We start from the raw sequence: 22,345 nt of genomic DNA, 5'->3' as shown, positions 1-22,345 counted from the left end.
GCCGCCCTTCATCCGGGCGGCGCTTTTCTTTTACCAGACCATGGCTTCCTTGAGCTTGGCGTGAAGGTCAGGCGGGATGTCATCGCCGCCGCGGCCGGCCTTCAGGTCCGCCGGGGCGTCCTTGGGCTTGAGATAGCGCCAGCCCTGAAAAGGCCGTTTCGGCATCGGCTCGACCGCAACAAGCTCCGGCTCGAAAACAAGCTCGCAGGCGCGCTGGCCGTTGCGGTCATCAATGACGCGAATATCGGTGAAGGCCTGGCGAACCTGGATCACGCCCTTGATCACCCAATAAATCGATCCGCCGTCCAGCAGCTCGTCGATCTGTTTGGGGACCATGCGCGTGTGATGCAATGGCGCCGGATGGCGCGTCATCAGCCGCGTCTGCCAGGCTTCAAGGTCGCCGACATCATCCGCGCCGACGCAGAGTTTGACCATGTGCAATGTCACGAGTCGAAGTTTAGCGCGCTGCGAGCCCGGGACCAGAGGCGGACTGCCGCTGGCTTGTGAATTCCGCCTTGGCCTGCTCATTCGCAAAGAAGATCTCGATGGAGGTCACTGTCGCCGTATAGTGCCGGCGAATGGTCCTGAAACCGCCCTTGGCTTCGAGGCTGACCGAATAGGACGCGACATAGGAAAGGCCCCAGTTCGGTTCAGTCTCCAGCAGGTAGGTCTGATCGAATTGCGTCAATCGCCCTCCTTCAGGACCGCGGACCGGGTTGGGAAGATCATAGTCGATGCGCAGGAAGCGCTCTGACACCGGATCAAGCCAGGCCTTCGCATTGACCCGGTCGGCGAACCAGACATCCAGTTCCGTGTCGTTCAATGAAGGTTTGTGGCGGAAGCTCACCCGCCAGGCTGCCCCAAGATCGGCAACGTCCACCCGCTGACCAATGCTGGGCCTGAGGTCATCGGGAAACAGGCGTCCGTCCGGCGCCGCTTCAGCCCCCCAGGAGGCCGCTGCTTCGTCGAGATCGTCATCCTCGCCACGCGCCGACACTGGCTGCCAACGTGCATCGCCTTCAAGGCGCGGGTCGTAGCGGAACGTCCGGCGCGCCCTGTCGCTGACAAGTTCCACTGTAAACGCCGCTCGCAGGGTCTCAGGAGCTTCGGTGGCCAAAAGCGCCGCATCAACCGGGCCGCTCGAGGCCGAGATTTCATATGCGATCGCAATCAGCAGCCCGACTGGCAAAGCACCCTCCTGGCCGGCGCATCCTGCTGCCGGCAATTAACCATGACCCATGCCTAATACCCGCGGGATTTACATCGCCTGAATGCGGCAGAAATCAGGTTACGAGATCAGCACCGGTAGACTTTCTCGCGCCCTGCCCCGCTCGCGCACCATGAACCAGCGCGACCAGCACGAAGCTGATAATCATCAGCAGATACCAGGAGCCGAACTTGGCCGGCGACACCATGGTCCAGACCGTCTCCTGCCCAGGATAGGTCCAGGCCCGCGCGAGCGTGCCAATATTCTCCGCAAACCATATGAAGAGCGCAACGAGGCCAAAGCCGATAATGAGCGGCATAGGCCGATGTGTCTCGTCCGCCCGGAACCAGACCACGCACCGCCCATAGATCAATACCGTCGCCACGAAGAGCCCGGCACGGATATCGACCGTATAATGATGGGCGAAGAAATTGACATAGATCGCGGCCGCCAGAAGGCCCTGCAGCCAAAGCGGTGGAAACCGATCAAAACGGAAATCAAAGATCCGCCAGACCCGGGCCAGGTAGCTGCCGACGGCTGCATACATGAAACCTGAAAACAGCGGCACACCCGCAATTCGCAGAAAGTTGTCTTCCGGGTAGACCCAGCTGCCGGCGCCCGTCTTGAAGATCTCCATGACGGTGCCGACGATGTGGAATACGAATATGATCCGGGCTTCTTCCCAGGTCTCAAGTCCGGTCGCGATGAGGAGCACCTGTATGGCGATGGCCGCGATGACAAGAAAATCGTACCGGCTGATCGGTGCGCCCTCTGGATACCAGAGATGTGTTGCAAGGATCAGGGCAAGCAGCGCGCCGCCGAAGATGCACGCCCAGCCTTGCTTGATGCCGAAGCTCACGAACTCGAAAACCGCTTTGGAGAATGGACCGCGCACAGCGCGCGCGCGAAGTTGCTCGCGATGACGCGAGAGGGCAGATTTTATGGATGATACGCTCGGCATATGTTTCTCTTTGCCGGGCACCGCGGCAGGAAAGTGGCGCAATCGCAACCATTTATAGGGTTACTAGTCAGCGCCGCTCCGCTGGTCTAGGCTCGCGCCTGTGCCATCAGAGGGGATGAATCATGGCTTACATGGACAATCGCAATGTCAGCATGGCTGCCGGCGTCATCATCGGCGGCATCGGCGCTTATCTCGGTTTCGAGCAGGCTGCCGCAACGGGCGTCAGCCCCATACTCGGCGCGCTGATATTTGGCGCCGCAGGCTTCGTTGTTGGCATGGCGGGCGCATTCATTTTCAAATCGCTGGCGCAGTTTCTGGTCTTCCTGGTCCTGATCGGTGCAATCATATATTTCGCGCAGGACCCGATCACGCAGATGACAGGCATCAACCCGGTTGAAGCTGTCCTGAACATCCTGCGCAATCTCGGGCTGACAATTGGCGAGGTTGCGAGCCAACCGCCCGGCGGCTGATCAGCCCACCCAATAGGGTTTCCGCTTCTCGAGGAATGAGGACAGGCCCTCACGGCCCTCCTCGCTGGCACGGCGTGCGGCAATCCGCTTTGCCGTCTCGTGGCTGAGCGCCTGGTTGATTTCCAGCCCGGCAAGATCGAGCACCAGCCGTTTCGCATCCTGGATCGCCCCCGGCGCAGCATGCATGGCGAGTTTGGCCAGGTGCTCTTCCATCGCGGTGTATTCGTCCTGCGTCTGGACGACGTACTGGACGAGTCCGATCTTTTCAGCGAACGCCGCATCGAAGCTTTCTGCGGACACAAACAGCGCCTTCGCCCAGCGCGGCCCGATCGCCGAGATGACAAAGGGGCTGATGGTGGCTGGTGTCAGGCCAAGACGCACTTCCGAGAAGCGGAACTTCGAGTCGGCCATGGCAACCGCGATGTCGCACGCTGCTACAAGCCCGGCTCCGCCCCCCATGACTGCGCCATGGACAAGCGCGACCGTCATCTGTGGCAGCGCAGCAAGTTTACGCAGCATCTCCGCCAGCTTGTAGGCGTCCTGCTCGTTTTCATGCCGGGTATAGTCTGCCGCGGCCTTCATCCATTCGAGGTCTGCGCCAGCGGAGAAGCTCGGCCCGTTTCCCCGCAGGATCACCATACGGATCGTTTCCTGCTCCTCCAGCGTTTCCAGCGCATCGGTGAGCTCCTCGATGACCAGGGCGTTCAGCGCATTGTGACGGTCAGGACGGTCCAGCGTCAGCACGGCGATGCCGCCGGGGGTCGCATCCAGGTTGATGGTCTCGTACTCGTCCATGAAATCCTCCTGCTTTGCAGAAAGCATAGGCCTCCTGCCGGTCTTGTGAAACGGGGATCAGCTGCCTGAATCCGCTTTCCTGTAATGGCTGTCCCTGCGCAGCGCCGGTTTCTCAACCAGATGCCACAACATCAGGCTGGCAAACAGCACACCGACCGCCGCAAGAACAAATGCCGCAGGCAGTGGCAAAGCGGCGAAAAGCCCCGCCATCACCATGGCCTGCAGGATTGGGAAATGGGTAATGTAGACCCCATAGCTGATGTCGCCGAAACGGGCGGCGCGAATGGCCGGTCCAGGCGCGAAGGCCAGGCAGGCGATGACACCGGCCAGCCCTGCCGCACGCAGGGGCTCAAGGATTGGGTGAGCGTAAGATGCAGCCAGGATGGCGGTGCCGGCCAGTCCTAACCGGATGGCTCGTGCCTTTGCCAGATCCCAGACCTTCCAGAGCACCATTCCACTGGCAAAGAAGGCCATCTGGCCGGGCAGCTGCCGGGCCAGTTCCGGCGCCAGCGGATGATCGAGATAGACCGGCAGCAGTAGCCGCCAGGCTTCGGCGGCACCATAGATTATCAATAGCAGGACCCACCAGGCCTTCCCGAACAAGCGCATGACGAGGGCAAGCGCGGGGAGCGCCAGGTAGAACATGACCTCGATCTTCAGGGTCCAAAGTGCGCCGTTCACCTCGGTGAACCGGTTCCCGGCAAACAGCCCTGGCAGGTTCGGCTCGAGAAAGTTTAGGAAAATCAGGTTCGTGCCGAGATACCTTGCGATTGCTTCCACATCGCCCCAGCCGGTCACGAAGCCACTCACAATGGCGGGCAATAGAATAATCACGGCATAGGCGGGATAAAGCCGGCGGACCCGCTTTGAACCGTAGACTCCAAGATTTTGTGATCGCTCGAGCGACCCGAAAACAAGCGCGCCCGATACGATGAAAAACCCCTGGATGCCAAGTTCGGCTGCGCGCGCCAACCCGGTCTCAACCTGACCGCCAGGCCCGGCAGCCGACAGCACACAGGCATGGTAGGCAAACACAGCGCCTGCAAAAACAAGGCGCAGAAAATCGAAGCGGTTGCTGGCCAGCGAAGCCTCCTGAGTCCAGTCCTGTGTTGCAAGCGGCTTTGGCGCGGGAAATCAAGAAGAAACAGTCAGGTGGTGCAGGTGACCACGCAAAGAAAAGCCCGCTCCCACAAAGGGAACGGGCTGGAGTCGGGTCTGAAAAAAGGGGTCAGAAAAACTCTGATTAGTAAGAAGAGCCGGTGTCCGTGCGAACATCGAGTTCGACGTCAGCGCCGACGCCGGCATCCTTATTCTTCCAGGCTTCTTTCGCCGCAGCGAATTCGGCCTTGGAGACCGACCCGTCGGCATCGGCATCGACCATGAGGAACATGTCGGATGCTTCCTGCGCGGAATGATCGCCCTTCGCAGTCTTGTAGGTGACGAATTCCGACTCACTGACCGAACCATCACCATTGGCGTCGATATCGGTGAAGGCGACCATTTCGCCGGCAGATGCCGCCAGGGCTCCAGCTGCGGCAAAGGTGGAAATAATTGCGAAGCGTTTCATGGGTTTCTCCAATCGTTTTCGCGTCGAATTTCTGTGACGCAGCCATAGAGACGCACATACCAGCCAATTTGATGCGTTACGATTCGGTCAGGCCGATTAACTCTTCGAAATTGCGCCAGAAACTGCTCTTTAAACAGACAGTTGCGCGTGCATTAAATCGGCTCAACGCTTTACCAGCGGGCGATCCCTGAACGTTTTTGAACGTATCACGCCCTGTCATGGACCGTTTCTTGCAGCACTGTTGCCGCAATCGGGCATTTGAATGCCGGACACGAGATCATGTTCAGGACCGTACCACCGTGGGGAAACGTTGCAGGTAAAAGACCCTTTTCAGAAGGGCCGGCTGCTAACACATTCAGACCTATGAGTCTGAACATCGCGCCCACGCTGAAGACGATCCCCTTTCTTGAGGATGTACCCAAGCGCGCCCTGCGGGCGGCTGGACGCGAAGCACGCTGGTTTTCGCTGCCGGCGGGCTGGGAGCTGTTCAAGGCCGGTGAAATCTCGAACTCCATCTATTTCGTCCTGTCAGGCTCGCTCGGCGCATTCCGGACCATGCCGGACGGGCGCAGCGACTTCATCGGCCACATTCGCGCTGGAGAACCGGTCGGAGAGATGGCGCTGTTCGAGGGCGCTTTCGACGACGACGGCGACGGCATTCCGGACAATGCGCCTCACACGAGTTCCGTCTACGCCCTGCGTGACGCGGAAATGCTTGAGATTTCCCGCGCAGGCTTCGACCGTCTGGTAAAGGCGGAACCTGAAATCCTGACGGCCATGATCCGGCTGATGCTGACCCGCTTGCGCGAGGGCCGCAAGCCAAACCGGCGCAACGCGCCCAAGGTCTTTGCGCTGGTCGCGACCTCTCCGACGATCGACCTCAAACTGCGTGCCCGTTCGCTCAAGGCCTCGCTCAACAAGTTTGGCCTGAAGTGCCGGATCGTCGAGGAGACTGAAGGTACCGACCAGCCGACGGGCTTCTTCGACAGGCTAGAAGCCGAGAATGATGTCGTGATGCTGGTATCCTCTGTCGGGGATACAGGCTGGTATCGGTTGTCGGTTCGCCAGGCGGACCGGATCTGGGTCGTCGGACGCGCAGACGCCCGGCCGTCAAATCCTCTGATGCCGGAAGACAACTCGCCGGCCCGGTCGCTGAAACTGATCGATGTGATTTTGCTCCACCATGGCGGCGAACGCCAGGCGGCCAAGCCTGCCGAATGGCTCGATGCCGCGAATGCGTCACGCATCCTGCACTGGGAGGGCATGGACGGCCCCTCTTGCGAGCGGCTGGCGCGGATCATGGCCGGCCGGTCTGTGGGGCTTGTCCTGTCGGGCGGCGGGGCACGAGCCTACGCCCATATCGGGGTCGTCAAAGCCCTGCGCGAAGCCGGCATACCGATCGACTTTGTCGGTGGCTCCTCCATGGGCGCTGTTGTGGCCGCCTGTGTCGCCATGGGCTGGGACGATGCAGAGATCGACCGTCGCATCCGCAAGGCCTTCGTCGAGACAAACCCGCTCGGCGACTATGTCCTTCCTGTGGTCGGCCTTGTTCGCGGCAAACGTGTGAACACGCGCCTGCACGAGCATTTTGGAGACGCGGAGATTGGCGACCTCGGCGTGCCCTTTTTTGCCGTTTCAACAAATTTGACGGACGGAACCTACCTTGTCCATCGGCGTGGGCTGCTGCGCGAAGCACTGCGTGCGACCATTTCTCTACCCGGCATCCTGCCGCCAGTCGTTCATGACGGCGAAGTGCTCGTCGACGGCGCGGTTCTCAACAACTTCCCGACCGGTATCATGCGCGAGCTCCATCGCGGCGTGGTCGTTGGATCGGATGTCGCTCGCGCGCCGGAAGGCCTCGCCGCCGAGGATTTTGCAGACCCGCCCGGTTTCTTTGGTTGGGTCTGGAAGCACGGCTTCTCCTCGGCGCCGCCAATTGCGGGACTGCTGATGCGGTCTGCAACACTGAGTGTCGATCCGTCAGCCGGGCGCGAACTGGTCGATGTTCTGGTGGTACCCGAGCTGCGCGATATCGAGCTTCGCGACTGGGAGGCTTATGACGAAGCGGTGCAGGCTGGGTACGAGGCGGCCCGGAAGGCCCTGGCGTCAGGCGAGCTGATCGACTTCTGCTATGGGCCAAAGGCGCAAATTCCAAGCGTGACGATCGATAAGGTCTAGCCGGACTTACGCTGCTTTATCCCAAGCAGGGGCCCAGCCGGGATCGACGAGACGCTGATGACTGGCTTTCAACGCGTTGATCCGCCCCATTTCGTCAGCACTCAGCTCGAAGTCATGCACATCATTGTTCGACGCAATGTGTTCCGGCGACGATGACCGCGGAATTGTGATGATACCGGGCTGCTGCACAAACCAGCGTACGACCACCTGTGCCGGTGTCTTGCCATGTGCAGCACCAATTTCCTTAAGCAGTGGATCGTCAAGAACCTTGCCCTGTGCGAGCGGACAATAGGCCGTCACCGACATGCCCAGCGCATGCGCAGCCTCAAGAACCGGGGTCTGGTCAATGAAGGGGTGATACTCGACCTGATTAGTCACGATCGGCGCTTTCGACAGCCTGACCGCTTCGTCCATTTGCCTGACGGTGAAATTCGAGATGCCGATGTTCCGCGTCATGCCCTGGTCATGCGCATCGTTCAGCGCGCTGATCGTCTCTTCGAGCGGAACGTCCTTGCTCGGCCAGTGCAGCAGGACAAGGTCAACATAATCGAGACCAAGGCGTTCCAGGCTTTTGGAGATCGACGCTTGCAGGTCGCCATCCTCAAATTCGGACATCCAGACTTTGGTCGTCACCCAGATCTCGTCGCGTGGTGTCGGAGAGTCAGCGATGCCCCGCCCCACATGAGTCTCGTTTTCATAAACCTGCGCCGTGTCGATCATGCGATAGCCGGCCTCGATGGCCTTCGTGACGCACATCTGCGCCGTCTCATCACGCAGCTTCCACGTACCAAATCCGATCTTCGGAATATCGACGCCAAAATGTTTCGTCGTAAGGGTCATCGCTTCTCCTGTCTGTCCTGATATCTAAACGCAACCGAGCAAACGGATCGCCACCATCTGTGTTCCGCCCTGGCGGTGCAAAGAGAACAAGCATCAGCTCTGATTTAGGCCTAGCTCCTTTTGAAGCTTTTTCGTCAGGCCCAGAGACACAAGACGGTAGCTTTCCTTCAGATAGTCCTTCAGTGCATCATCACCGACAGCATCAGTATTGTAACGCTGGATCCATTTCATGCCGCGTGAAGCGAGATGAGGTGCCCCCCGGCATCCTGGCTGCTCGCGCAGGATATCGAAGGCGAGGTCAGAGACCTTGAAACTCACCCGGAAACCGTCCGGGCCATTCTCCCCACCGATTGCAAAGACCTTCCCGCCCACCTTCCAGACGTGGCTGCCGCCCCACTGAACGACATGCGTCGTGTGCGCGAGCGAGCCGCAGAATTCGTTGTACTCAGCCAGGGTCATCATCCCGCTCCCCTAATGCCGCCAGACGTCTACTGCGCTTCCAGCAGCATGACGGCAAACAGTCCGTCCGGATCGGTCCAGTGCCGCGTGAGCGCCCAGCCCGCTGTCTCCGCCAGCGCCGAAAACGCGTCGAGCGCGATCTTGCGGGAATTCTCCGTATGGATCGTCTCTCCCTTCCGGAAGGCGAATGTCTCTCCCGCCACTTTCACCGACTGGTCCTTGAGACTTGTCAGATGCATCTCGATACGGCTGGCAGCACCATTCCAGCGCGCTTCATGCGCAAAGGCACCGATATCAATATTTCCGCCGAGTTCGCGGTTCATACGGACGAGGAGGTTCTTGTTGAATGCCGCTGTCACGCCCTGCGCATCATCATAAGCCGGGACCAGGATATCCGGTGACTTTGGCTGGTCGAGGCCAATCACAAAGCAGGCCTGACCTCCCAGGTCAGCGCGCGCATTGCGCAGGAACCGGCAGATATCGTCATCGCCGAGATTGCCAACCGTCGAACCGGGAAAGAAACCGGCGCGACGCCCCGCCGTTTCCGGCAGGGCTTCGCCAAGGTTGGAAGCCATGAAGTCCGACGCAATCGGCTGTATGACCAGATCGGGATAGTCTGCCTGCAATTCGTCTGCAGCCGCGTCGAGGTGGGAGGCCGATATATCGACCGGCACGAATACTGCTGGCCGTTCCAGTGCGTCCAGCAGGAGGCGAATCTTTAGCAGTGAGCCGGCACCGTACTCCACGATGACCGCATCCGGCCCGATGGCTTCGGCCATCTCATCTGCCCGTTCACGAAGGATGCCCAGCTCTGTCCGGGTCGGATAATACTCCGGCAGGCGCGTGATCTGGTCAAAGAGCTGAGAGCCCTTCTCGTCGTACAGCCAGCGGCTGGGGATAGCCTTTTGCGGCTTCGCCAGCCCTTCAAGTACATCTTCGCGGAAAGGATCCCTGGTCAGGCCGTCCATCAGGCATTCCTCGCCAGGCGCAAGCCAGAGAACTGCCAGCGCTTGCCGGGATGGAAGAAGTTCCGATAGGTCGTTCGGATATGGCCCTCCGGCGTAGAGCAGGCCCCGCCTCGCAGGACGTACTGTCCACTCATGAACTTGCCATTGTACTCGCCGATAGCGCCCTCCTCAGCCTCGAAACCCGGATAGGGCGAGTAGGCACTTTGCGTCCATTCCCAGACATCGCCAAACAGTCCGATCAAACCCTTGCCCGCCTGTGGCGCCGGGCTGAGCCGTCCCGTGCCAGCATCGTTGCCCTCAAGCCTTGCACCAGTACCAGCAGCTGCCGTTTCCCATTCGGCTTCACTTGGCAAGCGTGCGCCCGCCCAGCTGGCATAGGCGTCGGCTTCATACTGGCTGACATGGCAAACGGGGGCTTGCGGGTCGACTGGCTGCCAGCCTCGCAAGGTCATTGTCGACCATTCGCCGTCCTCCATGCGCCAGTAAAGCGGCGCGGTCCAACCCTCGGCCTGACACATGGCCCAGCCGTCCGACAACCAATGGTCCGGACGCTCATAGCCGCCATCGGCAATGAATTCCATCCACTCCTCGTTTGTGACGGCGCGATTGGCGATCTCGAACGGTTCGAGCCAGACCTTGTGGCGCGGACCTTCGCAATCGAAGGCGAATTCGCCGCCTGTGTGGCCAATCTCCACCAAGCCGCCGTCAAAGCGCGTCCAGGCAAGAGGTGCCGCTGCTCCTTTCATCAGGCGCGGCTCTGGCGCGCGGAAGGCCGGTTTTAAGGGGCTCTGCGCAAACAGGTGCAGAATGTCTGTCAGGAACAATTCCTGGTGCTGCTGTTCATGGTGCAAGCCAAGTATGACAAGTCTCGAAAGCGCGTCGCTGGCCCCGCCCGACAAGAGGCTCCCCATCGCCCGGTCGACATGCGCGCGGTAAGCCAGCACATCGTCAAGGGCCGGCCGCGTAAGCAGGCCCCGCCTGGGCCGCGGATGCCGGTCACCCACGGCATCGTAATAGGAATTGAAGAGGTAGTCATAACGCTCATCGAAAGGCGAATAGCCCGGCAAGTGCTCGTACAGTACAAACCGCTCGAAAAACCACGTTACGTGCGCGAGGTGCCATTTTGCTGGACTGGCATCCTCCATGGACTGAACCGTCGCATCAGCATCTGAAAGCCCCTCGGCAAGCGCCAGAGAAGTGGCGCGAACGCGTTCGAAGCTCGACTTCAAGCCCGTTTCTTCGTTTTCATGGCCGGGATGCGTTCCGATCGGCATTGTGTTCTCCTTTCGGACTGGCGACCGGCACTCAACGCTGCAACGGTACCGGGGTTTCTTTTCAGACATGTGTCGCCTGACGAAGCTGACAACCATTTTCCGGGTAGCCAAGTCCGGATAGTGACAAATGAGTAGGTGATGTCAAAGGCAGACAGGCCCTCATCCTAAACACACCGTTAAGCATGTTGCCGCAGATTCTACTGGAATCACTACAGTCGCAGAGATTTCCATGGACGCATCAACCTTCGACCTTCTACCCATAATCGTCTGCGAGGTCGCCCCTGTGCGCGATGAGGCGGGAGAGATCATCGACTTCGAATGGACTGGCGCCAATAGCCTGATGCAGAAGTCAATCCTGCCCGAGGGTGGCAGCGTGCTGGGCATGCGCATCTTCGAGTTCGACCCGGCCTACCGGGACTCTGAAATGGTCCGGAACGTCAGAAAAGTCCTCAACACCGGCGAAACCGTTGCGTTCACCACCAGTCAGGGCCGCGCTGTGAAGATGCTCAGCAAGGTGATGCGAACCGTCGTCATTCCCAATGGCGATAGTGTCATCTGCTGTTCGCACGAGGTGACGGACCTGGCTCGTGAGCGCGACGAGGCGATCAGCCAGGCGGAATTGCTCAAGCTGGCGTGTGACACTGCAACCCACTGTATTGCCATCGCGAATGGTGACGGCACACTGATCTACGTCAACGATGCCATGCTTACCCTGTCGGGCTATGAAGCGGGCGATCTGATCGGCCAGAGCGCCGCCATTTTGATGGAGGAAGACGCTTTCAAAGAGTTGGTGACACGGTTCCCCGGTCCGGGGACAGGCTATTCGAACAAGACGGATGCCAAGCTGAAAACCAAATCTGGTGAACTCATCCGGATATCGGTCGCCATGAATGCCGCCCGGCTTCCAGGTGAGGACACAACAGTCTTCATCACCCACATCGAGGATGTTCGTGAAACACGCCGCAAGGCACACGAGCTGCGCGAGGCCCTGCACAGGGCTGAGCAAGCGACCCGCATGAAGTCGGAGTTCCTGGCCAATATGAGCCACGAGATCCGCACGCCACTGAACGGCGTCCTCGGCATGGCGCAGGCACTGGCCCATGAAGACCTTACAGCCTCGCAGACCGAACAGGTCTCGATCATCCTCGATTCCGGGCGCGCGCTCATGGTGCTGCTCAACGACATTCTCGACCTGTCAAAGATCGAAGCCGGAAAGCTCGAAATCTCCCCCGTCGAGAGCGACATCCGCCACAAGCTGAGCAGCCTGTTCAAGCTGCATATGTCGATCGCGGAAGAAAAGGGCATTGACCTGCGCCTGCATGTCGACCCCAACGTGCCGTCTCGTCTTGCCTTCGACCCTGTCCGTGTTCGCCAGTGTATCGGCAACCTTGTCTCAAATGCGATCAAGTTCACCGAGGAAGGCGAGGTGATGATCGTTGTGACCTGTTCACCGGCTGAAAGCGGCAAGGCGACTGTGACCGTTCACGTCACTGACACAGGCTGCGGGATCGCCGAGAACAAGATCGAACACATCTTCGCGTCCTTCTCCCAGGAGGATGGCTCGACGACCCGCCGCTTTGGCGGCACGGGACTTGGCTTGGCCATCACACGCCAGCTGGCACAGATGATGGGCGGCGATGTCACCGCGGTCAGCGAACCTGGCCGTGGATCGATCTTCACGCTGACCTTCAGCGCGGACGTCGCGGATAGTGCCCGCGCGCCGGCGGAGAACAACACGGTTCAACTGGCCAGCCACAGACCCCGTTCCGGCCTCGGCGGTTGCAGGGTGCTGGTCGTTGACGACAATCACATCAACCTGCGCGTCGCGCGCTCATTCCTGAACAGCTACGATCTCAAGATTACTGAGGCGTCCAATGGTGCAGAAGCCTTGGAGCACCTGAATGACGGCGCGTTCGACATTGTCCTGATGGATGTCCATATGCCGGGCCTCGACGGCATCGAGGCCCTGAAGAGGCTGCGCATGTCTGCCAATCCCAACCGCTTCGTCCCGGTGATCGCGCTGACAGCCGACTCGATGGAGGGCGACAGGGAACGGTATCTCAATATGGGTTTTGACGGCTACGTCTCGAAACCCATTGACGAACGCGGCCTGATCAGCGCCATGGGCCAGGTGCTGAGCCTCGGCAAGCCGGCGGAACTGCACAGCGTTGCGGTCTGACCTGTCTCAGCGCCGGGAAATGATGGCGCGTATCCAGTAATAGATCATCACCACGAAAATCAGCGCGCCCGTCATCATCAGGAATGGCGGCAGGTAGCCATAAGCGTTTGCGTGGCCTGGAAGGCTTGTCCCGAACCAGCCAAGACCAAAGGCTCCACCCAGAAGGAAGATCAGGGCGCCAACCATCGCGATAACGGCAAAGACGACCATTTCGGTCAGGTTGCCCGCATCATCGCCGCGGCGCAGGTCCGGGTCGGCTGGCGGAATTTCGGCTGGCTTTACATCGTCGATATACAGGCGGTTTCGGCGTGCCCCAGCCGACGTCTCGACGACATCAAGCTGGCCGGTTTCAATATCGAAGGCGTCGGGATCGAGATCGGCAGCGATATCCTGGGCATCAAGGCCCGCACCATCGTCCTGATCGTCGTCTTCGGCGACAAGCGCGGAAATCGCGGCGCGAATTTCTTCAACGCTCGCTTCCTGCTCGGCAGCCGCCTTGACGGCAGCTTCGGCGGTGTCCTCCTCCTCCGAACCAGCCTTGGTGCTTGTGTCTTCATACTCGCCCAGAATGCGGGTGAGGCGCTCCTTCACATTACGCGCAGCCGCTTCCGTCGGTGTTTCGGCGCGTTGTTCCTCTGCTTCCGGCGCGGCCGCTTCGCTGACCTTGAAGTCTCCCCAGCGGGATGGTTCCGGCTCTGGGCGAGGCTCTGGCGTCGGGCGGAACCGGCTTGAGGCGGCGAGCGGAACCGAGCCGGTCGTTTTCAGGAAAAGCGCTTTTTCGTCTGCGCGGCGACGGATGAGTGGATCCACGATCATGTTCCTCGGGCCGACCTTCGCATTGCACCAGAGTTCCAATGCCCGTGCGGCGGCCATGCGGTCACCGGCATTGAGCGCCGAAAGCACATCGGAGGATTCGAACTGGTCTACGCCCACATTGAATACAAAGGACACCAGCGCATCGAATTCATGCTGGTTCAGCGGCACGAGAACGAGTTCCTGCAAGGCCTGTTCAATCGGCGGCAGGTCAAACTCTCTCAGGATGGCAGCGGCCTCCGGCTGGCTGACTTTCAACCCGGCGCGGGCGGCACGCATATGCCCATAGCCGATCACCCAGCGACCGTCAGGCAGCCGCGTGGAATGAGACCTGAATCCCTCATACGCCATGATCAGCTTCAGTCCGGCTTCGGACGTACGAAGGGCTGAACTCATACTTTGCTCCAAACCGATACAGACGGCACTGTTCGATCAGGCATTACTGCAAGTCATACGCCTGATAGGAGAAACCTGCGCAATTACAGCAGAATAAGGGTCGCAAGGCCGAGAAAGCTGAAGAAGGCCATCACATCTGTCAGCGTGAGCACGAAAACGGACGAGGCCACAGCCGGGTCGGCGCCCATCTTTCGCAGGCCGAGGGGCACGATAACGCCCGAGAAGCCTGCCCAGACGAAGGTTGCGAACATGGCTATGCCAATGGTGAGAGCCAATGCCACGCTCTGGAACCAGAAGCCCGCAATCGCGGCCACGCCGATGGCAAAGATCACGCCGTTGGCGATGCCGGTCAGCGTTTCGCGGACAATGGCACGGCGGCTCGCATCGCCGTCCATCTCCCGCTCGGCAATGGCGCGAACGGCAACAGCAAGGCCCTGGCTGCCGGCATTACCACCCAGCGCTGCCACGACGGGCATCAGGATCGCCAGTTGAACAAACCGGTCAAGCGTGGTCTCGAACATTGAAATAATGCCTGAGGCGATGAAAGCCGTCAGCAGGTTGACCGCCAGCCAGGGGGCACGCGCCTTCACCGAATCCAGCACGGTGTCTGTGCCTTCAGCCGAGCGCACACCGGACAGGGCCAGAAGGTCTTCAGTGTTTTCTTCCTGGATGACGTCGACCACATCATCGACGGTCAGCATGCCCATAAGCCGTCCGGCATCATCCGTGACTGGCGCGGAGGCAAGCGAGTATTTCTGGAACTGGTAGGCTGCATCCTCCTGGTCCATGTTGCCTTTGATGTCCGACTGGACCTCTTCCATGATGTCGTCGAGCTTCACGTCACGCGGGGTCCGCAGGAGCGTCGCGAGCGGCACCTGCCCCTTGAGGCGGTGAGTCGGGTCGATCACATAGACTTCATAGAATTCAGCCGGCAGCGCTTCGGCGTTTTCACGCGCATGGTCGATGGCATGCCCGACCGTCCAGAATTCAGGCGCCGCGAAATACTCGCGCTGCATGAGACGGCCGACTGTGTCTTCGTCGAAGGCGAGCCCCTGTTCGAAGGAGGCCCGGTCCGCCGGCGTCAGTTCGTCGAGAATACGCTCGCGCCGGTCATCCTCAAGGTCTTCGAGAATGGTTGTGACATCGTCTGAATCGAGCTCACCCAGGACCGCCGCCACCGCATCGTCAGGCAGCACGTCGACGGCTTCGACGCGATACTCGTCGCGCAATTCGATAATGATGTCCGTCGGCAGTTGGCCACCCAGCAGCGAAACCGCATCGGCGAAGTCGTCGGTCGAAAGCTGTTCGAGAAGGTCAGCGGCATCGGCCGGATGAAGCCGGTTCAGCGTACGCGACAGCCAGCGCGAATCCTTGTCCCAGACAGCCTCGCGGACATCCTGCTCCAGGGCGAGATGCTTCGCCTGGACGACGTCTTCGACATGATCTTCCTGTGGGGTCTCAGGCAGCTCGGACATGGGGAGAACCTCCTATCCTGAATGGACAGGATTCCTGCCCTACTGCCAACACATCTTCCCCGGGATGGTGCGGTCGAGAGGACTCGAACCTCCACGGATTGCTCCACAGCGACCTCAACGCTGCGCGTCTACCAGTTCCGCCACGACCGCTAAGTCCCGTACGGGAAGAACGCGCGGTATAAGTGCGCAGGAAGGCTTTGTGAAGCCCTCCTTGCACCTCTATATGCGCAGAATGACAGATTTTCCTCCCGTCGAATGGGCCGTCAGCCCCGCGCCTGTGGATTACGAGGCCGCGCTGGCTTTCATGCAGCGCCGCGTGCAGGCGATCCGGGAGACGGGCGCACCGGAACTTGTCTGGCTTCTGGAGCATCCGCCGCTCTACACAGCCGGGACCAGCGCCCGGCCGGAAGACCTGAAGGATGCTGGCCGCTTCCCCGTCTACGAGGCGGGCCGCGGCGGGCAATATACCTATCACGGCCCCGGCCAGCGCGTGGCCTATGTGATGCTCGATGTCGGCCAGCGCGGGCGCGATGTCCGCGATTTCGTGGCAAGGCTCGAGGCCTGGATCATCGAGGCGCTGGACCAGTTCAATGTAAAGGGCGAGATTCGCGACGGTCGCGTCGGCGTGTGGGTCGACCGCACCCAGCCGGGCGGCCCGCTGCGGGAAGACAAGATCGCCGCCATCGGCCTGCGCCTGAAACGCTGGGTCAGCTTCCACGGCATCAGCCTGAACGTGGAGCCGGACCTTTCGCACTTTGGCGGGATCACACCGTGTGGCATTGCCGAGGACGGATTAGGCGTCACGAGCTTGGTCGATCTCGGTCTGCCAGTGACGATGGACGATGCCGACGACGCGCTGAAAAAGGCGTTCCGGAAGGTCTTCCTGTCGGAAGTCGTGGACGCGCCTGCCCCGCTTAGCGAAGCTCAGGCTTCATAGGGACGCCGGTCGCCACTTTCCGCCTGCACGGCTTCTTTCTCGCCCGGATACCGCCCGAAATACGGCGCGCGCGCAACCCACATCAGGCTCCAGATCGCAATCGGCGCGCTGAGCAGGATCATGATCATCTGCATCGGGGGCAGCGCATTCTTCAGCACGAACTCGGCCTTCGGCGGCAATGGCTGTTCAAAGTTCATCATACCGCCCGGACCACCGGGACCACGGCGTCCCTGGCCCTGCGGCTGGCTGGGCGCAGCTTCGCCATTGGCCTCAGCCTCTGCGGCCTTCTTCTCGGCTTCGGCTTTCGCCTTTTCCCGCTCTTCACGCTGCTTTGCGCGGAAGCCGTCCGGATCGGCCAGATAGTCCTGACGCATCTCGAACCGCTTGTCATACTGGGCCGACTGCCCTTGCGCGGTCATCATGAAGACCGCCAGTCCAATAATGAGTGGAATCAGCGGGATGATCGCCAGCAGCGGCGTCTTTCCGGCATCAAGGAGTCGCCGCGAGTGGATGACATAGGAAATCAGCGTCGTGACGATAAACACCACCGGCGTCGCGAACAGCCCGAACTCACCAATCGGCTGGCCGTCCCCGCCGGCTGAATTGAAGATCAGAGCGATCGACCACGGCAGGATGATCACCAGCAGCTGCAGCATGAACAGCAAGGTCCAGGCCCGCGTGAAATGCAGGCGCGGCGACGTGCCTGTTGGATTGAACAGCGTCTGCAGCCAGTTCATGTTGGCTGGCAGCTCACGTTCATCCGTCAGCCAGGGGCGCTTTCGGTCAAGGGCAGTCGTGCTTGAGTCTGACATCCGGGTGGGCCTTCGCGTTCTTATCGAAAAACGCTTATACGCCCTTTTCCTAATTTATCAATAAACGATAAGAAAAATGTCAGCTGAACTCGTCATGCTCAGTTCCAGGCACCGGACCATGCTTGTTGGTGCGTGGCTCGGTCGCCAGCGAACCGACGATGAAGCCTACGATCGCATTGTTTGCGACAACAGTCATGATGGACAGCGGCAGCATGATTTCAGCCAGCCTTTCCTGCGCCTGCATGAAGACGTCGAACTCGCCCTGGGCCAGTCGTTCGGCCGCTTCTGCCTGGATGGCGCGGCCGGATTCTCCCAGAAACATCGGGCCCAGAATCATGCCTTCAATGAAACTGAGCACCAGGGTGCCGAGCCAGACGACGATCACCCACCACCCCGTCGTTCCGGCGTCGTGGAAGCGTTTGGCGTAGACGCAGATATAGGGATAGATCATCAGCAGCGAGACGATGCCGAACATCGTGCCGAGATAGACCGGCAGCGCCGTGACGATCACAGACGCGACAGTCAGCACAACCAGGCCCTGCCAGAACCTGTTCTTCAGGATCCGCCCTTGCGGGTTGAATAGTAGATTGCCCATAGCGTGTCTCCAGCGTCAGAAGGACAGACTACTACGATGTCCGAGGGAGGGGGACAATCGCCTCCTACTCGAATTCGACCATCACTTCGTCAGCTGCGACGCTGTCGCCGGCTGCGACATTGATCGCCTTCACCTTGCCGCTCGCTTCTGCGCGGATGATGTTCTGCATCTTCATCGCTTCGACGATGCAGACTGCCCCGCCCTCCTCGACGTCCATGCCGACCTCGACATCCATCGAGACGACAAGCCCTGGCATCGGCGAGATGACGAGCTTGGACGTGTCCGGCTTCGGCTTTTCTGGCAGACGGGCATGCAGCGCTGCCGTCATCGGCGTGCAGACCAGCGCCCGAACTGACACGCCGCGATGGCGGAAGACATAGCCTTCGGTCTTGTCGGAGAACTTCACTGCGAAGGATTCGCCGTCCAGCTGGCCTTCGAAGAGGTGGGTGCCCGGTTTCCAGTGCGTATAAAGCGTATGGTTGGTCCCATCGATAGCGATGGTGGCCTCATGGTCGCCCAGATCAAGCTCGATCTCATGATGGGTGTCGCCCAGGATGACGACCCAGTCCTTACGCTGTGGGCCGGGCTGGCTCATGCGGCCAGATATCTTCTCGGCGCGCCGGGCGAAGACGCCGTGCACATAAGCGGCGGCTGCGGTCAGGATCAGAGTCTGGTGGTCTGTCGGCTCGGTGCCGTTGAAGCCGTCGGGGAACTGTTCCTTGATGTAGTTCGTCGTGATGTCGCCGGAGCGGAAGCGCTCTTCGTCCATCACCGCGGCCACGAAGGGAATATTGTCCTGGATGCCCTCGATGTGGAAGCGGTCGAGCGCGGCGGCCTGGACGTCCAGCGCGTCGTCCCGCGTCTTGCCGTGCGTGACCAGCTTCGCGATCATCGGGTCGTAGAACATCGAGATCTCATCGCCCTCGCGCACGCCTGAATCCATCCGGACGGTCCCGCCCATGAGTGGGCCTTCCTCTGGCGGATGGAAGCGTTTCAGCCGGCCAATGGACGGCAGGAACTTGCGATAGGGGTCTTCGGCATAGACACGGCTCTCGACCGCCCAGCCATTGATCTTCAGGTCCTTCTGCTTGATCGCAAGCTTTTCGCCATAAGCGACGCGAAGCATCTGCTCGACCAGGTCGACGCCAGTGATCATTTCGGTCACCGGGTGCTCCACCTGCAGGCGGGTGTTCATTTCGAGGAAGTAGAAGCTCTTGTCGACGCCGGAGGCGACGAACTCGACCGTGCCGGCGCTGTCATAATTGACAGCCTTGGCCAGCGCGACAGCCTGCTCGCCCATCTTCTTGCGGGTTTCCTCGTCGAGCAGCGGGCTCGGCGCTTCCTCGATGACTTTCTGGTTGCGCCGCTGGATCGAGCATTCGCGTTCGAACAGGTAGACACAATTGCCATGCTTGTCGCCCATCACCTGGATTTCGACGTGGCGCGGGCTCTCGATGAACTTCTCGATGAAGATGCGATCATCGCCGAAGGAGGCCTTGGCTTCAGCCTTCACGGCCGGGAAGCCTTCCTCGACCTCCTTGTCATTGTAGGCAACGCGAATGCCCTTGCCGCCGCCGCCCGCTGAAGCCTTGATCATGACGGGATAGCCAATGTCCTTCGAGACCTTCAGCGCTTCCTTGGTGTCCTCGATCAACCCCATATGGCCGGGGACCGTGGAGACGCCTGCTTCGGCCGCGAGGTTCTTGGAGCTGATCTTGTCGCCCATCGCCTCGATGGCGTGCGGGTTGGGACCGATAAAGGTGATGCCTTCCTTCTCGAGGCGCTTGGCGAAAGCCGGGTTTTCCGACAGGAAGCCGAAACCTGGATGGATCGCCTCGGCGCCCGTCTGCTTCACCGCATCGATGATCTTGTCCATGACAAGATAGGACTCAGCAGCCGGCGGCGGACCGATATGGACCGCTTCATCGGCCATTTCGACAGCCATGGAATCGGCATCGGCATCGGAATAGACGACGACGGTCTTCACGCCCAAACGCTTGCAGGTCTTGATGACCCGCACGGCGATCTCGCCGCGATTGGCGATCAGGATTTTCTTGAACATGACTGCCCCCTGAAACAGCAGCTACAAAACACTGGGTTGTGGCTTATCGCCCGCATGCGGCGCTGTCCATCAGCTGCCCTTGCGTCAGGCCGTTTAGTTTTCGCTTTCGGCCGCAGTGCTTAGTGATTGAGACGCGGGCCCTTCGCGCTCGAGACTGGCCTCGAACATGCGGATCTTGCTGGATATCGAAACCAGGAAGGCCGTCGACCAGCCGATGAGCAGGAAACCGTTGGCCGATTCTGTCGCCCCGAGCATGCGCCAGGGATGGTCGGGGAGGACGTCGCCAAAGCCGACCGTCGTAAAGGACGAAATCGAGTAATAGAGCGCCTCGTAGACATTATCGAACGCGTTCACCCAGAGAAAGGCCGCCGTGTAGACCCAGATTTCCACTGCATGGAGCAGGAAAATCGAAAGCACGTAGACGATGATCGACATGCCCTGCCCGATCTTGGTTTCCAGGTGTGCGGGGTGAAACCGCTGCCGGCGCATGACAGCCGAGAGGCCGACCAGCCCTGCCAGATGAATCGCATTTGTGGTGATGACCAGAATGGCGGCAATGCCGAGGACAATCAGCATGTGTTATGCCGCGTCCATGGCCTGGGTCGCCTCCTTGAGACCGCGCGCGAACCCCGGCGCTTCGCTTTTCAGCAATTCGATAAGCGTGCGCTCTGCCGGACTGACTGACTTGTCCCAGCCCAACCGGCGCAGGAACCATTTGTCTTCTTCCTCGGTGACCTGCTTGCCGGCCTTGGCTGCGGCCTCCTTGGCCATGTAGCGCGCGCGGGCGGCCGCTTCCGGGTCATAGCTGACCTTGTCGAACCAGGCGCCGCTCGTGAAGGCATTGGCCATCTTGCCGAAAAAGCCGCCGACGCTGACCTTGTTGTCCTGCAGCCAGGCTTCGCGCGACAGTGCATCAGATTCGGTCTGCGGTTCGGGATGAGCGGCAGCGAGGAGATGGTTCAGGATGGCCTTGGCGAAGACATTGTTCCAGCTCTTGGCATTCGGCGCCTCGGCAATGGCGTCATTGGTCCGGAACAGGACCGTCGCCTCATCCCGGCTGACCCAGAGGCCCGAATCGCCGCCCGGTGCATGCAGGATGCGCCGCATCCGCTCACTCATGGCTTCGTCGGCAACACCATTCTTGATGATCCGGCGTGAAATCGCTTCGAGGCAGTAGTGCGAGAGGGATGCCGGCGCACCCTCGGCATGGCGCAGCAGCGACAGCATCAGATCGATCTCGCTCGCTGTTTCGATATGCCCGTCGCGGCCGATTATACCGATCAGCCAGCCGGCTTCCTCGTCCGTGATCCAGCCTTCGGGTGCTTCGCGCGTCAGCAGGAAGTCCTTTATCGCCTCGACAAAGCGCTCGACCCAGACCGGGTCGCGTTCTGCCAGCTGTTCGTTGAGGCGGAACAGCGCTTCGGCTTCCTGGCGGTTTACAACGCCGTCGCGGTAGACTTCGTTCACTATGCGCCGGGCTTCGGCTTCACTCATCTCGCCGAGATGAGAGACACGCGCCATCAGCAGCTGTATCTCGGTTTCCATATGCCCCCCGGGGAACGCAATGATCGGACTGTGCCGGGAAGCATTTCAGACATGGGTTTCCGGATCGTTAGCGCGCCCTGTGCCAGCCCGCCGCAGCGGGCCCTAGCGCATGCGGATGAACTTCGAGAACAGGTAAAGCAGGTCGCGCGGCATATCCGGGTTCATCAGCGCATCGACGGAATCATCTTTGCGGATCACCATGGCTGAGGAGCCCTCGTCATTGTCCACCCGGTGATAGTTCATCGACCATTCGGGAAAGGCGCGCTTGCCGACCGGCTCGCCAATGATGCGGGTCACGCCGAAATGGCGATCATCATTGACGATGCGGTCGTAGATCTCCTCGACTTCATTGCGTTCGCCTTCCAGGGCCTGCATGAAGCTGCGGCCATTATGGGCAAGGAAGCCGGTGATGTAGCGTTCATCATTGTTCGACTGCGAGACGTTCAGAATATGATCGATATCGGCATCCGAAAGGCCGTCCACAGCCGTGCTGACATAGACGAGGCGGTACATGGGTCGAATTCTTTCCTGAGCATGAGTCGACAATGCACTCCGCGTGCATACCCCTCACCGTCCTATTACGTCTCGAAGCCCCCGCCAGTGCAAGGGATTACCAGCTTTACGTGTGATATCTGTTTCCCGAACGTTCTTGCCGTGCATTGGGAAGGCTGAGGACCACTCCAAAACAGGGCTGAGCGCGATCCATGTAAGGCGCGAGCGCGCTGATGCGGTATCCATCCAGCAAACAGGCTGCACCAGCGCCCGCAGCGTCCGTTGGGACGTGCGGCTTGCTGGTTTTCGATCCCCGCTTC

Annotated in this window: 22 protein-coding genes and 1 tRNA gene; 4 read left to right on the top strand and 19 right to left on the bottom strand. The window is 60.3% G+C overall.

The window, feature by feature from the left end; all coding sequences use genetic code 11:
- Positions 1–30: 30 nt before the first annotated feature.
- The 3 genes from D1227_RS13325 to D1227_RS13315 form a co-directional block, all read right to left on the bottom strand.
- Entirely contained in the window at positions 31–435 is a 405-nt protein-coding gene (locus tag D1227_RS13325) for a DUF1489 family protein (RefSeq protein ID WP_233349978.1), read from the bottom strand.
- Between the two features lie 22 nt (positions 436–457).
- Complete coding sequence (locus D1227_RS13320) at positions 458–1,189, bottom strand: hypothetical protein (protein ID WP_119404994.1); 732 nt, start codon at positions 1,187–1,189, stop codon at positions 458–460.
- A 94-nt stretch (positions 1,190–1,283) separates the two neighbouring features.
- The gene (locus tag D1227_RS13315; RefSeq protein WP_119404993.1) at positions 1,284–2,168 is read right to left on the bottom strand and encodes a DUF817 domain-containing protein; all 885 of its coding nucleotides are present in this window, start codon (positions 2,166–2,168) and stop codon (positions 1,284–1,286) included.
- A gap of 122 nt (positions 2,169–2,290) precedes the next feature.
- Between D1227_RS13315 and D1227_RS13310 the strand changes: the two genes are divergently transcribed.
- Positions 2,291–2,638: a hypothetical protein gene (locus tag D1227_RS13310; protein ID WP_119377244.1), complete on the top strand. Its 348-nt coding sequence runs from the start codon at positions 2,291–2,293 to the stop codon at positions 2,636–2,638.
- Here D1227_RS13310 and D1227_RS13305 read toward each other — a convergent pair whose 3' ends face one another.
- The 3 genes from D1227_RS13305 to D1227_RS13295 all read right to left on the bottom strand — a co-directional run bounded on the left by D1227_RS13305 (position 2,639) and on the right by D1227_RS13295 (position 5,000).
- The gene (locus D1227_RS13305) at positions 2,639–3,460 is read right to left on the bottom strand and encodes an enoyl-CoA hydratase-related protein (RefSeq protein WP_233349976.1); all 822 of its coding nucleotides are present in this window, start codon (positions 3,458–3,460) and stop codon (positions 2,639–2,641) included.
- A gap of 30 nt (positions 3,461–3,490) precedes the next feature.
- Positions 3,491–4,492 carry an acyltransferase family protein gene (locus tag D1227_RS13300; RefSeq protein ID WP_119404992.1) on the bottom strand — a complete coding sequence of 334 codons (1,002 nt, stop codon included), beginning with the start codon at positions 4,490–4,492 and terminating at the stop codon, positions 3,491–3,493.
- A gap of 184 nt (positions 4,493–4,676) precedes the next feature.
- Positions 4,677–5,000: an EF-hand domain-containing protein gene (locus D1227_RS13295; RefSeq protein WP_119404991.1), complete on the bottom strand. Its 324-nt coding sequence runs from the start codon at positions 4,998–5,000 to the stop codon at positions 4,677–4,679.
- A gap of 363 nt (positions 5,001–5,363) precedes the next feature.
- On the opposite strand from D1227_RS13295, the gene D1227_RS13290 reads away from it, so the two are divergent.
- On the top strand, positions 5,364–7,178 hold the full coding sequence (locus D1227_RS13290; protein ID WP_119404990.1) for a patatin-like phospholipase family protein: 1,815 nt from the start codon (positions 5,364–5,366) through the stop codon (positions 7,176–7,178).
- A 6-nt stretch (positions 7,179–7,184) separates the two neighbouring features.
- On the opposite strand, the gene D1227_RS13285 is transcribed toward D1227_RS13290, so the two are convergent.
- From D1227_RS13285 to egtB, 4 genes are all read right to left on the bottom strand, one after another.
- Positions 7,185–8,018, bottom strand: coding sequence for an aldo/keto reductase (locus tag D1227_RS13285; RefSeq protein ID WP_119404989.1), 834 nt, complete (start codon positions 8,016–8,018; stop codon positions 7,185–7,187).
- 93 nt (positions 8,019–8,111) lie between these two features.
- Positions 8,112–8,477 carry an MmcQ/YjbR family DNA-binding protein gene (locus D1227_RS13280; protein WP_119405044.1) on the bottom strand — a complete coding sequence of 122 codons (366 nt, stop codon included), beginning with the start codon at positions 8,475–8,477 and terminating at the stop codon, positions 8,112–8,114.
- Between the two features lie 29 nt (positions 8,478–8,506).
- Positions 8,507–9,445 (bottom strand): L-histidine N(alpha)-methyltransferase, encoded by a 939-nt coding sequence (gene egtD / locus D1227_RS13275; protein ID WP_119404988.1) that lies wholly within the window; start codon positions 9,443–9,445, stop codon positions 8,507–8,509.
- Positions 9,445–10,719 (bottom strand): ergothioneine biosynthesis protein EgtB, encoded by a 1,275-nt coding sequence (egtB, locus tag D1227_RS13270; RefSeq protein WP_119404987.1) that lies wholly within the window; start codon positions 10,717–10,719, stop codon positions 9,445–9,447. The genes egtD and egtB overlap by 1 nt, the downstream gene beginning before the upstream one ends.
- A 229-nt stretch (positions 10,720–10,948) precedes the next feature.
- Here egtB and D1227_RS13265 point away from each other — a divergent pair, with 229 nt between their 5' ends.
- Positions 10,949–12,898, top strand: a complete 1,950-nt coding sequence (locus tag D1227_RS13265) for an ATP-binding protein (protein WP_119404986.1) — start codon at positions 10,949–10,951, stop codon at positions 12,896–12,898.
- Positions 12,899–12,904: 6 nt separating this feature from the next.
- Here the strand turns inward: D1227_RS13265 and D1227_RS13260 are convergent, their stop codons facing one another.
- The 3 genes from D1227_RS13260 to D1227_RS13250 all read right to left on the bottom strand — a co-directional run bounded on the left by D1227_RS13260 (position 12,905) and on the right by D1227_RS13250 (position 15,732).
- Positions 12,905–14,107 (bottom strand): lysozyme, encoded by a 1,203-nt coding sequence (locus D1227_RS13260; RefSeq protein WP_119404985.1) that lies wholly within the window; start codon positions 14,105–14,107, stop codon positions 12,905–12,907.
- An 83-nt stretch (positions 14,108–14,190) separates the two neighbouring features.
- Positions 14,191–15,582 carry a magnesium transporter gene (gene mgtE, locus D1227_RS13255; protein ID WP_119377253.1) on the bottom strand — a complete coding sequence of 464 codons (1,392 nt, stop codon included), beginning with the start codon at positions 15,580–15,582 and terminating at the stop codon, positions 14,191–14,193.
- A gap of 65 nt (positions 15,583–15,647) precedes the next feature.
- A tRNA-Leu gene (locus D1227_RS13250) sits at positions 15,648–15,732 on the bottom strand.
- Positions 15,733–15,814: 82 nt separating this feature from the next.
- Here D1227_RS13250 and lipB point away from each other — a divergent pair.
- Positions 15,815–16,519, top strand: coding sequence for a lipoyl(octanoyl) transferase LipB (gene lipB, locus D1227_RS13245; protein ID WP_199288325.1), 705 nt, complete (start codon positions 15,815–15,817; stop codon positions 16,517–16,519).
- Here the strand turns inward: lipB and D1227_RS13240 are convergent.
- The 6 genes from D1227_RS13240 to D1227_RS13215 all read right to left on the bottom strand — a co-directional run bounded on the left by D1227_RS13240 (position 16,507) and on the right by D1227_RS13215 (position 22,046).
- A complete protein-coding gene (locus tag D1227_RS13240) occupies positions 16,507–17,331 on the bottom strand; it encodes a DUF805 domain-containing protein (RefSeq protein WP_119404983.1) in 825 nt (274 codons plus the stop codon). The genes lipB and D1227_RS13240 overlap by 13 nt on opposite strands.
- Positions 17,332–17,410: 79 nt before the next feature.
- Positions 17,411–17,926 (bottom strand): DUF805 domain-containing protein, encoded by a 516-nt coding sequence (locus D1227_RS13235; protein WP_119377256.1) that lies wholly within the window; start codon positions 17,924–17,926, stop codon positions 17,411–17,413.
- Positions 17,927–17,990: 64 nt separating this feature from the next.
- The gene (locus D1227_RS13230) at positions 17,991–19,988 is read right to left on the bottom strand and encodes an acetyl-CoA carboxylase biotin carboxylase subunit (RefSeq protein ID WP_119377257.1); all 1,998 of its coding nucleotides are present in this window, start codon (positions 19,986–19,988) and stop codon (positions 17,991–17,993) included.
- A gap of 93 nt (positions 19,989–20,081) precedes the next feature.
- Entirely contained in the window at positions 20,082–20,564 is a 483-nt protein-coding gene (locus D1227_RS13225) for a potassium channel family protein (protein WP_119404982.1), read from the bottom strand.
- A 3-nt stretch (positions 20,565–20,567) separates the two neighbouring features.
- The gene (locus D1227_RS13220; protein ID WP_119404981.1) at positions 20,568–21,533 is read right to left on the bottom strand and encodes a hypothetical protein; all 966 of its coding nucleotides are present in this window, start codon (positions 21,531–21,533) and stop codon (positions 20,568–20,570) included.
- A 102-nt stretch (positions 21,534–21,635) separates the two neighbouring features.
- A complete protein-coding gene (locus D1227_RS13215) occupies positions 21,636–22,046 on the bottom strand; it encodes a BLUF domain-containing protein (protein ID WP_119404980.1) in 411 nt (136 codons plus the stop codon).
- Positions 22,047–22,345 lie beyond the last annotated feature (299 nt).

The sequence above is a fragment of the Henriciella mobilis genome (assembly GCF_003576315.1).
In the GTDB taxonomy this organism is placed as follows: domain Bacteria; phylum Pseudomonadota; class Alphaproteobacteria; order Caulobacterales; family Hyphomonadaceae; genus Henriciella; species Henriciella mobilis.
This window is presented reverse-complemented; position numbering and strand designations above follow the sequence as displayed.

What these genes read in the sequence shown, in the direction of transcription:
- D1227_RS13325 (WP_233349978.1), bottom strand. Translation starts at nt 435, where the DNA reads ATGGTCAAACTCTGCGTCGGCGCGGATGATGTCGGCGACCTTGAAGCC.
- D1227_RS13315 (WP_119404993.1), bottom strand. Translation starts at nt 2,168, where the DNA reads ATGCCGAGCGTATCATCCATAAAATCTGCCCTCTCGCGTCATCGCGAG.
- D1227_RS13310 (WP_119377244.1), top strand. Translation starts at nt 2,291, where the DNA reads ATGGCTTACATGGACAATCGCAATGTCAGCATGGCTGCCGGCGTCATC.
- D1227_RS13305 (WP_233349976.1), bottom strand. Translation starts at nt 3,460, where the DNA reads ATGCTTTCTGCAAAGCAGGAGGATTTCATGGACGAGTACGAGACCATC.
- D1227_RS13295 (WP_119404991.1), bottom strand. Translation starts at nt 5,000, where the DNA reads ATGAAACGCTTCGCAATTATTTCCACCTTTGCCGCAGCTGGAGCCCTG.
- D1227_RS13290 (WP_119404990.1), top strand. Translation starts at nt 5,364, where the DNA reads ATGAGTCTGAACATCGCGCCCACGCTGAAGACGATCCCCTTTCTTGAG.
- D1227_RS13285 (WP_119404989.1), bottom strand. Translation starts at nt 8,018, where the DNA reads ATGACCCTTACGACGAAACATTTTGGCGTCGATATTCCGAAGATCGGA.
- D1227_RS13280 (WP_119405044.1), bottom strand. Translation starts at nt 8,477, where the DNA reads ATGACCCTGGCTGAGTACAACGAATTCTGCGGCTCGCTCGCGCACACG.
- egtD (WP_119404988.1), bottom strand. Translation starts at nt 9,445, where the DNA reads ATGGACGGCCTGACCAGGGATCCTTTCCGCGAAGATGTACTTGAAGGG.
- egtB (WP_119404987.1), bottom strand. Translation starts at nt 10,719, where the DNA reads ATGCCGATCGGAACGCATCCCGGCCATGAAAACGAAGAAACGGGCTTG.
- D1227_RS13265 (WP_119404986.1), top strand. Translation starts at nt 10,949, where the DNA reads ATGGACGCATCAACCTTCGACCTTCTACCCATAATCGTCTGCGAGGTC.
- D1227_RS13260 (WP_119404985.1), bottom strand. Translation starts at nt 14,107, where the DNA reads ATGAGTTCAGCCCTTCGTACGTCCGAAGCCGGACTGAAGCTGATCATG.
- mgtE (WP_119377253.1), bottom strand. Translation starts at nt 15,582, where the DNA reads ATGTCCGAGCTGCCTGAGACCCCACAGGAAGATCATGTCGAAGACGTC.
- lipB (WP_199288325.1), top strand. Translation starts at nt 15,815, where the DNA reads ATGACAGATTTTCCTCCCGTCGAATGGGCCGTCAGCCCCGCGCCTGTG.
- D1227_RS13240 (WP_119404983.1), bottom strand. Translation starts at nt 17,331, where the DNA reads ATGTCAGACTCAAGCACGACTGCCCTTGACCGAAAGCGCCCCTGGCTG.
- D1227_RS13235 (WP_119377256.1), bottom strand. Translation starts at nt 17,926, where the DNA reads ATGGGCAATCTACTATTCAACCCGCAAGGGCGGATCCTGAAGAACAGG.
- D1227_RS13230 (WP_119377257.1), bottom strand. Translation starts at nt 19,988, where the DNA reads ATGTTCAAGAAAATCCTGATCGCCAATCGCGGCGAGATCGCCGTGCGG.
- D1227_RS13225 (WP_119404982.1), bottom strand. Translation starts at nt 20,564, where the DNA reads ATGCTGATTGTCCTCGGCATTGCCGCCATTCTGGTCATCACCACAAAT.
- D1227_RS13220 (WP_119404981.1), bottom strand. Translation starts at nt 21,533, where the DNA reads ATGGAAACCGAGATACAGCTGCTGATGGCGCGTGTCTCTCATCTCGGC.
- D1227_RS13215 (WP_119404980.1), bottom strand. Translation starts at nt 22,046, where the DNA reads ATGTACCGCCTCGTCTATGTCAGCACGGCTGTGGACGGCCTTTCGGAT.